The sequence below is a fragment of the Selenomonas ruminantium subsp. lactilytica TAM6421 genome (assembly GCF_000284095.1).
In the GTDB taxonomy this organism is placed as follows: domain Bacteria; phylum Bacillota; class Negativicutes; order Selenomonadales; family Selenomonadaceae; genus Selenomonas_A; species Selenomonas_A lactilytica.
This window is the reverse complement of the sequence record NC_017068.1, coordinates 2,883,918-2,895,791: the sequence shown is the minus strand read 5'-3', so window position 1 is coordinate 2,895,791 and position 11,874 is coordinate 2,883,918. Positions and strand designations below refer to the sequence as shown.

The following is an 11,874-nucleotide window of genomic DNA, read 5'->3' as shown; positions in this document are numbered from 1 at the left end:
ATAACCATTATTTAGGAGGCTTTGGTTATGGATTTGGTAAAAAATGCGGCAAGCATCGAAAGCGGTGCCACGGCACTGGGGGTGGAGCTGGGCTCCACCCGCATCAAGGCCGTGCTCGTGAACGAAAATTGCGAAACTTTGGCAAGTGCCAGCTTTGAATGGGAAAACCAGCTGGTGGACGGTATCTGGACTTATGAGATGAGTGAAGCCTGGAAAGGCATTCAGACCTGCTTTGCAGAGCTGGCGGCAGATGTGAAGAGCCGCTACCATGTGACGCTGGACAAGATCGGCTCCATCGGCATCAGTGCCATGATGCATGGCTACCTGCCCTTTGACAGGGAAGGGAAGCAGCTGGCACCGTTCCGCACCTGGCGCAACAATATCACGGGTGATGCCGCTGATGCACTGACGGAAAAGCTTTCCTTCAATATTCCGCAGCGTTGGAGCATTGCCCATCTGTATCAGGCCATCCTGAATGGGGAAGAACATGTCAAGGACATTGACTTCCTGACGACTCTGGCAGGTTATATCCACTGGCAGCTCTGTGGCGAGAAGGTTTTGGGCGTAGGTGATGCCTCCGGCATGTTCCCCATCGACGAGAGCACCGGCGATTATGACGAAGGCATGGTCAAGATTTTTGACAGCTTGCCGGAAGTGGCCGCTTACCCTTGGAAGCTGACCGCTATCCTGCCCAAATCCCTGCGGGCTGGTGTGGAAGCCGGCCATCTGACGGCAGAGGGGGCTAAGCTCCTCGATCCGACTGGTACCCTGCAGGCCGGCGCCCTGATGGCGCCGCCGGAAGGGGATGCCGGTACGGGCATGGTATCCACCAACAGCGTGCGCAAACGCACGGGCAATATCTCTGTGGGGACGTCCGCTTTCTCCATGAATGTCTTGGATGAACCCTTGAAGAAAGTGCACCGGGACATCGACATCGTCACCACCCCCGATGGTGCCAATGTGGCCATGGTGCATGTCAACAACTGCTCCTCCGATATCAATGCCTGGGTGAATATGTTCGGGGAATTTGCCAAGGCCATCGGCCATGAGCAGACGCCGGCTAAGCTTTACAGCACCCTGTTCAACACGGTGCAGGGGGCAGACAAGGACGCTGGCGGCCTCGTGAATTACAGCTGCCTGTCCGGTGAGAACATCACCAAGGTTGAGAATGGACGTCCACTGTTCGTGAGAACGCCCCATAGCCATATGGGATTGGGCAACTTCATGCTGGCCCAGCTCTATGGTGCCTTTGCCCCGCTGAAGATCGGCATGGATGTGCTGATCAAGGACGAAGGTGTCAAGACGGATGTGATGGTGGCCCAGGGCGGCCTGTTCAAGACACCGGTCATTGCGCAGCAGGTGCTGTCCGACAGTCTGGGGATTCCCATTACCGTAATGGAAACCGCCAGCGAGGGCGGCCCCTGGGGTATGGCAGTGCTGGCCGTATATGCCCAGGATGATAACAATCAGGAACCGCTGGCGGATTTCCTGGATACCAAGGTGTTTAAGAATCCCCAGAGTACCACGCTGACGCCGAATGCGGAAGGTGTGGAAGGCTGCAAGGAGTTCATTGCAAGCTATCAGGCAGGGCTGCCGATTGAGCAGCAGGCAGGCGGGCTTGTAGTAGATAAGTAAGTTCTCTGGTACTTTTCTTTGGCGCAAAGAAAAGTACCCAAAAGAAAACGCGGACTGAAATCCCATCCGGGGATTTACGTCCGCCTGCGCCCCTCCTTGGGCGCCGGGCAACGATAGACCTTGATTTTGGGTTATCGGCTGTTCATAAGCCTGAGCTGAGGACGTTCAGTTGAATCTTGCGGCACATACCCCAATAGCCTGCCCCTTGGGGGAAGGTGCCCCGCAGGGGCGAAAGGGGCTTCAAAGCAGGCACCTACAATAATGTCATATAAAGTCAATGTCAAATAGAAGGGAAGTATTTTCAATGTTGGAAGTTAAGAATTACGAATTCTGGTTTGTTGCTGGCAGTCAGTTCCTTTATGGTGAGGAGCAGCTGAAGAATGTAGAACGGGATGCGATGGAAATCGCTGCCAAGCTCAATGAGAGCGGCAAGCTGCCGTATAAGGTGGTCTGCAAAGGCGTTATGACCACGGCTGATGGCATCACGCAGTTCATGAAAGATGTCAACTACCATGATGAAGTTGCCGGTGTCATCACCTGGATGCATACCTTTTCTCCGGCCAAGAACTGGATCCGTGGCACGAAGCTGCTGCAGAAACCGCTGCTGCACTTGGCTACGCAGTATCTCAACGAAATTCCCTATGCTACCATTGACTTTGACTACATGAACCTCAACCAGAGTGCTCATGGCGACCGCGAATACGGTTATCTGAACTCCCGTCTGGGCATTAACAATAAGATCGTCTATGGTTTCTGGGGCGACGAGGAAGTCCAGCAGGAAATCGCTTCCTGGCAGGATGTGGCCGTTGCTTACAACGAAAGCTTCCATATCCGCGTCTGCCGCTTCGGCGATACCATGCGTGATGTAGCCGTTACTGAAGGCGACAAGGTAGAAGCACAGATTCAGCTGGGCTGGACCGTTGACTACTGGCCGGTGGGCGAACTCGTGGACGAGGTTGACGCCGTTTCTGAAGCAGACATTGACGCTGAATACAAGAACCTTGCCGAAATGTATACGCTGAATCCGCAGGATAACCCCCAGGATAAATTCGAAGCTTCCGTGCGCTATCAGCTGCGCGAATACATCGCCATCAAGAAATTCCTGGATGATCGCGGCTACAATGCCTTCTGCACCAACTTCCAGGATCTCAAGGGGCTCAAACAGCTGCCGGGCCTTGCTGCACAGCTGCTCATGCGTGACGGCTATGGCTTTGCTGCTGAAGGTGACTGGAAACATGCAGCCCTTACCCGCCTGCTGAAAATCATGGCTCATAATGACCGTACGGTATTTATGGAAGACTACACCCTTGACCTGCGCAAAGGCCATGAAGCTATCCTGGGCGCTCATATGCTGGAAGTCGATCCCACCATTGCCAGCGACAAGCCGAAAGTCGAAGTCCATCCACTGGATATCGGCGGTAAGGACGATCCGGCCCGTCTGGTGTTCTCCGGCATTGACGGCGATGCTGTGGATGTGACGGTGGCTGACTTCCGCGATGGTTTCCGCATGATCAGCTATCCCGTTGACTGCCGTAAGGCTGAGGCTGAAACCCCGCATCTGCCGGTGGCTAAGCAGCTCTGGACGCCGAAATGCGGCCTGAAGAAAGGCTCCACGGAATGGATCAAAGCTGGCGGCGGCCATCATACGGTACTTTCCTTCCGCCTGACGGAAGAACAGATCCATGACCTGGGCGTAATGCTGGGCGTAAATCTGGTAGAAATTTGCTAAGTTAACCCCCCATTTGAAAAAGAGACATACATCCTGTATGATAGATGCAGGATGTATGTCTCTTTATTATTCAAGAAGGTGACAAAATGAAAAAATTATCTCATTTAGCAGTTGCTTCCCTGCTGGCAGGGAGCATCATGGCCGCACCCTTGTCCTGGGCCGAGGCAGCGGAGAACAACCCCATGGAGAAGGCGGTGGTCTGGGCTTTGCAGATTGCGGCGGACAACAGCCACGGTTATTCCCAGGGGGCGGAGAATGCTACGGCGAATAATCCCTATACCGGTTCCCGGGAAGGCCCGGATTATGACTGCTCAGCCTTGGTCTATCACGCCCTGGAATATGCGGGCTTCCCCATCATTGAGGCCTGGCATAAGAACCCCGACTACATGAAGCTCTATCAGGGCAAGCAGTATAGCGGTGATGCCGACACCATCTGGCCGGATATGCAGAGGATTGGCGGTTTTACCAGGTATTCCTGGAATGAAGTCAAGGACAACCTCAAGCGGGGGGATATCCTGTGCCGTCCGGAAGCCCATGTGGCCATCTATATCGGCAATGGCAAGACCGTGGAAGCCCGGGGCGTCAATAATCCCAAAGGCGGCGACTGGCGCACCGGTGACCAGGGCGGCGAGATTGACTGCTACAGTGCCTATGGACGTGGCTGGACAGAAGTTTACCGCTATACGGGAAAATGAGAACGTGGCAGATAAAATTTTTGTCCTGAATATAGCTGATTTTAAGCAGAATTTAATAATCTTATAATACCATAAAATACGCAAATGATTGCGCGATGATTCATGCTCGTTTATTATTTTAATATATTACAGGAGGTTGTTTATGAAAACATCACGCTGGGGAAAATCCGTATATTTATGTGTAGTATTGTGTTTCCTGTGCTTTTTAGTGGCCGGCTGTGCACCAAAGGAAAAGCCGGAGGACAACGTCATGAGCCTGAGCAAGGGGATTCTGTATCAGGATGCCGAGACTCTGTCCAAGTTCAAGGTGGACAGCGACAAGATGCACAAGGAAATGATAAATGCCTTTAATCGGAACTTTAATGCAGGCAGCGCAGGTATTTTTTCCAAGGATCAGTCCACACGCGTCGGCGAATCCTGCCTGAACATGCTGAAGCGGGCGGAGATCAGTACCAAGGCAAAATCCCAGGATGGGGAAAAAGCGGAAGTAGAGATTACGGTCAGCAAGTTCGATATGGAAAAAGCCTTTAATGAGCAGACGTTGGTCGAGAAGCTGAAAAGCCGCCTGCCGGCCAATGCTTCGGAAAAGATGGTGATAGAGACCATCACGGATATCATGGTGGAAACCATGGATGGCCTGCAGCCGGATGGGACACAGACCATCACGGTGCAGTGCACTTATGACAAAAACAATAAGATGTGGATGCCGGATGATGTGGAGAAATTCACGGATCAGTTGTTATCGACCGTATTGGATATCTAAGATTTCAATCCTTTATCCACGTTTTGAACAGCTCTGGCTGGCTGTTGATTACCAGTTCCTCCGGGAACTGGTATTTTTTTATGAGTTCCTGCGCGTGTACATGGTTGCCAACATCCAGATCGATATGAGCATCACTGCCCATGATGATCATGGTGCCGTGCTGCTTGCAGGCGGTCAAGAGTTCTCCGGCAAGTTCCCGGGAGCCTTGGCGGCTGCCGCCGGGGGCGTAGGAGCTGTTGTTGCATTCCAGCAGTACATGGTTTTCCTTGGCGGCCTTGGCTAACGCATCAAAATCCACGGGATATTTGGGGTTGTCCGGGTGCCCGATGATCCTGACCTTGGGATTTTTCATGGCGCCAATCAGAGCAGCGGTATTCTGCTCCCGGGTGCCGGGCTTGATGCAGGGATCATGGAGGCTGGCAATAGCATAATCAACCCGCTCCAGAAAATCCTGCCGCAGATCCGTGGAGCCGGCGAAGTCGATGATGTTGAGCTCCACCCCCATGACCAGGTCGATGCCATAGGCATCCCGGCGGATCACCTTGAAATTGCAGAAGTAAAATTCATGGAACGCGCCCGGCATCTTGGGGCCATGGTCGGAGATGCCGATGAGGGAAAGCCCCTGCTCCTTAGCAGCGGTGATCATTTCCCGCAGGGTGCTGTAAGCGTGGACGCTGGCGATGGTATGGGTGTGGACATCAAGTAAGTCTATCATAAGCTCCTCCTTTGAAATTCAATACGTAATCTATCATAAACCGAATGGTGGGATTTTTCCATAGGTAATATTATGCCTTTCCTTGCTATGCAAAGTGTAGTATATTATAGTAAGCAGAAAAAGGGAGGGTATTCTTTTGGCAAATGAACGGGCGATAAAGGCCATGAGTGAATTTTTGGCAGCTATAGGCGTGGATATAGAGGCACGGGGCATGGAAAAAACCCCTGCCAGAGTGGCGCAGATGTATGAGTTCCTGTTCAATGGTATGGACAAGGATACGGCAGATATCTGGGGAGAAACCTTTGATGCGGGTTCTGACGGCATTGTGGCCGTGCGTCATGTGCCCTTTTACTCCATGTGTGAGCATCATCTGGTGCCGTTCTTTGGCGAGGCCAGCATCGCTTATTTGCCGGAAAATGGACGGGTGGCCGGTTTCAGCAAGTTCTCGAAACTGGTGGAACAGATTTCCCATCAGCCCCAGCTGCAGGAACGGCTTACCGCTCAGATTGCGGCGGCCGTACAGAAAGATTTGGGGGCACGGGGGGTGCTGGTCATCGTGGAAGCCCAGCAGCTCTGCATGACCATGCGGGGAGATTTGGCCCATGGCACCCGTACGGTGACTTCCGAATGCAACGGTGTCTTCAAGCAGGATACCGCTCTTTATCAGCAGGCGTGGATGATTCTAGGAGGAGAAAAGGCATGACTGTAGCACGAAATTATACTTTTGCCGATGGTAAGACGCTGACTTTAGGGGAACGCACGTTGGTGATGGGAATCCTGAACGTCACCCCGGATTCCTTTTCCGATGGCGGCCAGTTCAATACGGTGGACAAGGCTTTGCGCCATCTGGAGGAAATGGTGGCTGATGGGGCAGACATCATCGATGTGGGCGCCGAATCCAGCCGCCCGGGCTTTGTGACCATGCCGGCCAGCGAGGAAATCGAGCGGCTGATGCCCTTCCTGGAGGCCGTGCTGAAAAATTCCCCGGTTCCCGTGTCCGTGGATACCTTCAAGGCAGAAACTGCCCGGGAGGCTGCCAAGGCCGGCGCCCATATCCTCAACGATATCTGGGGCCTGCAGTACGAAAAGGAACCGGGGGCCATGGCCAAAGTGGCTGCTGAATGCGGTCTGCCGGTCATCGTCATGCACAATCAGAATGGCACGGAATACAGCGGCGATATCATCGAGTCCATGCAGGCCTTTTTCCGGGAGTCCCTGCGTATTGGCCGGGAAGCGGGCATGAAGGATGAGCAGTTCATCTTCGATCCGGGCATTGGCTTTGGCAAGACTGCCGAGCAGAATGTGGAGGTCCTGCGGCGGCAGGAAGAACTGCTGACGGTGGCCGGGCAGGAATATCCGCTGCTGCTGGCCAACAGCCGCAAGAGCTTTATCGGCAAGACATTGGACTTGCCGGTGGACGAACGCATGGAAGCCACGGGAGCGTCCTGTGTGATTGGCATCATGAAGGGGGCCAGCATCGTGCGGGTGCATGATGTGAAGCCCATTGTACGGATGTGCCGGATGACGGATGTGATTTTAAGGAGTGGGGAAAATGGATAAGATCAAACTGACGGGCCTGAATTTCTACGGTTATCACGGTGTAATGCCGGCAGAACGCCAGATGGGGCAGGAGTTTTCCGTGGATGTGAGCATGTATCTGGATCTGCAGGAAGCCGGGAAGTCGGATAAGCTGGAGGCTACGGTGAATTATGCCGAGGTCTATGCGGCGGTCAAAAAGGTCGTAGAGGGTGAGCCGCGCAAGCTTATCGAGGCAGTGGGCGAGGAAATCGCCCAGACGATCCTGCGGGATTTCGCGCCGGTGCAGAAGGTACGGGTTACGGTACATAAGCCCCATGCTCCGCTGCCGGGGGTATTTTCCGATGCGGCCATCACTGTGGTGCGCAGCCGGGGCTAAGCCATGAAAATTTATCTGAGCTTGGGGGCAAATCTGGGAAACCGTGGGGAAACCCTGCGGGAAGCTATGCGGCGGCTGGCTCGGCTGCCCCATAGCCGCCTGCTTTCCTGTGCCCATATCTATGAAACAGCTCCCTGGGGCAAGACTGACCAGCCGCCGTTCTTGAATACGGCGGCTTTAATTGATACCAGCTTAGCGCCGCTGGAATTCCTGCATCACACCCAGAAGATTGAAACAGACCTGGGGCGGGTGCGTCATGAACACTGGGGCGCCAGAACCATTGACATTGACCTGCTGGCCGCCGAAGGCGTGACTTCTGCTACGGATGAACTGAAGCTGCCGCATCCGTACCTGACGCAGCGGGCCTTTGTATTAGTCCCCTTGCGGGAAATCGCCCCGGATCTGATCGTGGACGGCAGGACAGTGGAGAAGTGGTGCGAAACCGCTGATATCCGGAAGCAGGAAATCACGGTGGCGCCTGAAGTGCATGAGCCGTATCCTTTGACTATGATTGCCTGCGTGGACGAAAAACTGGGCATTGGCCGGGCGGGAAAGCTGCTCCTGTACAATAAAGAAGATATGGCGCACTTCCGCCAGCAGACCTTGGGACAGGTGGTCATTATGGGGCGCAGGACGCTGGAATCCCTGCCAGAAGGCAAGCCCTTGGCTGACCGCATCAATATCGTGCTGTCCCGTACCCTGCAGCGTGAAGATGTGATCGTCTGCCGTGAGCTCAGCGAACTTTGGACAACATTAGGGCGTATCCGCCAGGACAGTCCGGCAAAGAAATTCATCTGCATTGGTGGCGGGGAAGTTTACTCGCTGCTATTGCCCTATGCGAAGGAGCTTTTGCTGACGGAAGTTGCAGGGGAGTTTGCGGCGGATACATTCTTTCCGGCTGTTGATGATTTTTTCGAGGCGTCAAGGGAGACTCGGCATGAGCTTTCCTTTGTCAGGCTCGTGCGGGCCCCGCGTCTTCTGCCTCGAACATAAGGAGGAGTTGGTAACTTGGAAATCTTTCACAATGACTGGGCTGAACTTCTGAATGATGAACTGAAGAAGCCTTATTATCAGGAGCTGCGGCAGTTCCTGATCAGCGAATACCGCACCCGGCAGATCTTTCCCGACATGTATGCGATTTTCAATGCCCTGCATTATACGAGTTATGCCGATACGAAGGTGGTTATCCTGGGGCAGGACCCCTATCATGGGGACGGCCAGGCCCATGGCCTTTCCTTTTCGGTACTGCCGGGGGTGCAGCCGCCGCCGTCCCTGCTGAATATCTTCAAGGAACTGGAAACGGATTTAGGCTGTACGGTTCCCAACAATGGCTGTTTGAAGCCCTGGGCGGAGCAGGGCGTGCTGCTCCTCAACACCGTGCTGACCGTCCGGGCCCATCAGGCGGCTTCCCATCAGGGAAAAGGCTGGGAGATCTTCACCGATAAGATCATCGAACTGCTGAATCAACGGGAAAAGCCCATGGCCTTTATCCTTTGGGGTTCCCCTGCCCGGCGCAAGAAATCCATGATCACGAATCCCCAGCACTTCATTGTGGAATCGCCGCACCCCAGCCCCTTATCGGCTTTCCGGGGCTTTTTCGGCAGCCGTCCCTTTTCCCGCGTGAATGACTTTCTCAAAAGCACAGGGCAGGAACCGATTGACTGGCAGCTGCCCAATATTTGATATATGGGAATAGTTCCATATTTTGCTTGCTTTTTGACGGAAAATCCCCTAAGATATAGTTGAATGCGTAATTTTTTGGGGAAGTTGGCAAACACTATGGAACAGAAAGTAACAATCAAAGATGTAGCAGAACTGGCGGGGGTGTCCAAGAGCACCGTATCCCGCTATCTGAACAATGGTTATATCAGTGTGGAAAAACAGGAAAAAGTGCGCCGGGCGATTGAAGAGACGGGCTTCCAGTCCAACTTTTTTGCCAAGCGACTGAAAACCCGGGAAAGCAAGCTGATCGGCATCGTCCTGCCCCGTATGGATTCGGTGACGGTGGGCAAACTGCTGGCCGGTATCACCCGGGTGCTGGAGCCGGAAGGCTATCAGAGCATTTTGCTGGTGAGCCAGCTCTCCGAGGAGAAGGAATTGGAGAGCATGCAGAAACTCCAGCAGCAGGGCGTCGATGCCATCCTGGTGGACTCTGTGGGCATTACTGCTGAGCACGTGCGCCGGGCCCAGGAATGGTCCCTGCCCATCCTGTACCTGGGACAGCAGAATCCAGAGGTCCGCTGCCTGAAGATCGACGATGCGGCAGCCGGTCACCGCATGGGCGTATATCTCAAACAGATGGGGCATAAGCACGCCGTCTTTGCCGGTGTCACGGAAAGCGATGAGGCCGTGGGTATCGAGCGCAAGGAAGGCTTCATTGCCGGCTTCTGTGAAGGCAGGGAGGATGCCCGTGTGGACTTCGTGGAAACAGGCTTCGATTTCCTGTCAGCCTATAATCAGGCAGAGGAGATACGCAAATTAGCCCCCACGGTAGTCGTGGGAGCTACGGATAATATCAGTCTGGGTATCCTGCGCTATTTCCATGAACGCAGTGTCAAGGTGCCGGAGGAGATTTCCGTGGTGGGCTTTGGCGGCTATGAAGTCGGTGCTGTCGTATATCCGGCGCTGACCACGGTGTCCTTCGACTATGAGCTGATGGGCATGAAGGCCGCCAGCTATCTGCTGCATCTCCTGCGGCAGGACGATAACGAAACGAATCTGGATATGCCGCTGACCTTTGTGGAACGGGAAAGCGTGCGCAACCTGCTGGAAGATTACGTGCAGGGGCAAGCTGTGGCCATGCCGGTGATGGCCTGAAGATGAGCGCGGAGTTTCTGCAGCTGTTTGCTGATGGTGCCGGGACTCCGGTGCAGCAGCCGGGCAATCCTGCTCTGGGTGAGTCCTTGCAGGCAGCTCATGGACAGCAGGCGTTTTTCGGCTTCACTCAGCTGACGGCAGATTTGCGTCAGTTCATCCCGGGCCGTGACCTGGTGTTCCGGTGATGGTGCTGTGCCGGGGATCATATCATACCAATCGCCGGCCTCGTCCTCCGTGGCAGTTTGGGGATGGGCTGTGCGCTGATTATAGCGGCAGGCTGTACGGAAGGCCTGATAGATGGCGCTATGCAGCCTGCTCCGGAGAAAGGCGGCAAAATGGACCGGACCTTCCGGCTGGAAATCCCTGAGTGCTTCCATAAAGGCCAGCAGCAGGATGCCCTGGGCATCGTCGGCGATGGCGCGCCCTGTAGGCGTGTGACTGTAACGCCGGCTCATATTTTTGATAAGACCTTCATAGGCGGCAAGCAGCTGACAGACAGCCTGATTGTCGCCTTTTTGGGCGCGGCGGATCAGTTCCTTTTCGTCTTTTTCACTGTACATGATAAATCCTCCTTTGCTTCATTGTTTCATTGCTGCTTTCAGTATAGGATGCGGGGGCAGCGGGGGCGAAGGCGGATTGTCAGTCAATATTGTCTGATATTTGGCGGAACGCACAATATTTGCTATACTAGGGGAAGAAATGGGGGGCGAATTTATGCGCTTAGAAGAAATCATCAATCAGCATCGGCAGGACTTGAATGACACGGATATGCTGATTTACAAATACATCGTCCAGCACCGGGCGGAATCCCGGCATATTTCCATCCATGAACTGGCCCGGAACTGTGCCGTATCTTCCACTACGATTGTGCGCTTTGCCCAGAAGCTGGGCTTCGATGGCTTCGGGGATTTGAAGGCCGTGCTCAAGATGGAAGAGGGGGCAAAATCCTATTACAAGGAAGATGTGCTGCAGGACCTGCAGGAGTTCTACACCCAGACCGCCAGCAAGGTGTTCAAACGCAACTTTGACAGCGCCAGCCGCCTGATCCATGAGGCCAACCGGGTGTTTATCTTTGCCTCCGGCTACGTACAGAGCAATGTGGCCCAGGAACTGAAGCGGCTGTTCTTCTACGACAATGTGCTGATCTATGAGATCAGCGGGCGGGAGGAGTTTTCCTCGATTTCCCAGACGCTGACTGCAGATGATCTGTTCATCTTCGTTTCCCTTTCCGGGGAAACGCCCATGGTGGTGGACTTTGCCCGGCGGCTGCAGCTCCTGGATGTGCCCTTCATCTCTATCACCAAACTGCATGATAACACACTGGCCAGCCTGTCTACGGTGAATCTCTATGTCTCGCCGGCCCGCTTCCAACTCTATGACAGCGATGATGAGCATACCGCTTTCCAATCCATGATGCCCTATTTCATGCTGATCGAGGTCTGGTTCGTGAAGTACCGGATGTACCTGCAGCGCAAGGGAGAGTAGGGTCCATAAGGGTATGTACCAAAGTACGCCCGATGTAACAAAATACAGGCAGAGGCCGATGTGCCGAAAGCCCGCGAAACTATTGTGTTCGCGGGCTTTTTGCGCTATTCTTTATTCAGC

13 protein-coding genes are annotated in these 11,874 nt (G+C 54.1%); 11 read left to right on the top strand and 2 right to left on the bottom strand.

Translation table 11 applies throughout. The annotated features are described in order from the left end of the window. Positions 1-27: 27 nt before the first annotated feature. The 4 genes from SELR_RS13955 to SELR_RS13940 all read left to right on the top strand — a co-directional run bounded on the left by SELR_RS13955 (position 28) and on the right by SELR_RS13940 (position 4,822). Complete coding sequence (locus tag SELR_RS13955) at positions 28-1,635, top strand: xylulokinase (protein ID WP_014425858.1); 1,608 nt, start codon at positions 28-30, stop codon at positions 1,633-1,635. Positions 1,636-1,939: 304 nt separating this feature from the next. Beyond that, entirely contained in the window at positions 1,940-3,364 is a 1,425-nt protein-coding gene (gene araA / locus SELR_RS13950; protein WP_014425857.1) for an L-arabinose isomerase, read from the top strand. A gap of 86 nt (positions 3,365-3,450) precedes the next feature. Further along, entirely contained in the window at positions 3,451-4,059 is a 609-nt protein-coding gene (locus tag SELR_RS13945; RefSeq protein ID WP_014425856.1) for an endolysin-like domain-containing protein, read from the top strand. 142 nt (positions 4,060-4,201) lie between these two features. Continuing rightward, complete coding sequence (locus SELR_RS13940; RefSeq protein WP_014425855.1) at positions 4,202-4,822, top strand: hypothetical protein; 621 nt, start codon at positions 4,202-4,204, stop codon at positions 4,820-4,822. 4 nt (positions 4,823-4,826) lie between these two features. On the opposite strand, the gene SELR_RS13935 is transcribed toward SELR_RS13940, so the two are convergent. After that, on the bottom strand, positions 4,827-5,537 hold the full coding sequence (locus SELR_RS13935) for a phosphatase (RefSeq protein ID WP_014425854.1): 711 nt from the start codon (positions 5,535-5,537) through the stop codon (positions 4,827-4,829). A 136-nt stretch (positions 5,538-5,673) separates the two neighbouring features. Here SELR_RS13935 and folE point away from each other — a divergent pair, with 136 nt between their 5' ends. From folE to SELR_RS13905, 6 genes are all read left to right on the top strand, one after another. Beyond that, positions 5,674-6,240 carry a GTP cyclohydrolase I gene (gene folE, locus SELR_RS13930; protein WP_014425853.1) on the top strand — a complete coding sequence of 189 codons (567 nt, stop codon included), beginning with the start codon at positions 5,674-5,676 and terminating at the stop codon, positions 6,238-6,240. Then, the gene (gene folP / locus SELR_RS13925; protein WP_014425852.1) at positions 6,237-7,097 is read left to right on the top strand and encodes a dihydropteroate synthase; all 861 of its coding nucleotides are present in this window, start codon (positions 6,237-6,239) and stop codon (positions 7,095-7,097) included. The genes folE and folP overlap by 4 nt, the downstream gene beginning before the upstream one ends. After that, positions 7,090-7,452 (top strand): dihydroneopterin aldolase, encoded by a 363-nt coding sequence (gene folB / locus SELR_RS13920; protein WP_014425851.1) that lies wholly within the window; start codon positions 7,090-7,092, stop codon positions 7,450-7,452. The genes folP and folB overlap by 8 nt, the downstream gene beginning before the upstream one ends. Positions 7,453-7,455: 3 nt before the next feature. Further along, complete coding sequence (folK, locus tag SELR_RS13915) at positions 7,456-8,445, top strand: 2-amino-4-hydroxy-6-hydroxymethyldihydropteridine diphosphokinase (protein WP_014425850.1); 990 nt, start codon at positions 7,456-7,458, stop codon at positions 8,443-8,445. Positions 8,446-8,460: 15 nt separating this feature from the next. Then, positions 8,461-9,135, top strand: a complete 675-nt coding sequence (locus SELR_RS13910; RefSeq protein ID WP_014425849.1) for a uracil-DNA glycosylase — start codon at positions 8,461-8,463, stop codon at positions 9,133-9,135. A gap of 96 nt (positions 9,136-9,231) precedes the next feature. Next, positions 9,232-10,269 carry a LacI family DNA-binding transcriptional regulator gene (locus tag SELR_RS13905; protein ID WP_014425848.1) on the top strand — a complete coding sequence of 346 codons (1,038 nt, stop codon included), beginning with the start codon at positions 9,232-9,234 and terminating at the stop codon, positions 10,267-10,269. Here the strand turns inward: SELR_RS13905 and SELR_RS17970 are convergent. After that, positions 10,227-10,829, bottom strand: coding sequence for an RNA polymerase sigma factor (locus tag SELR_RS17970; protein ID WP_014425847.1), 603 nt, complete (start codon positions 10,827-10,829; stop codon positions 10,227-10,229). The genes SELR_RS13905 and SELR_RS17970 overlap by 43 nt on opposite strands. Before the next feature lie 154 nt (positions 10,830-10,983). Between SELR_RS17970 and SELR_RS13895 the strand changes: the two genes are divergently transcribed. Next, positions 10,984-11,754, top strand: a complete 771-nt coding sequence (locus SELR_RS13895) for a MurR/RpiR family transcriptional regulator (RefSeq protein WP_041914449.1) — start codon at positions 10,984-10,986, stop codon at positions 11,752-11,754. The last annotated feature ends 120 nt before the right edge of the window (positions 11,755-11,874 follow it).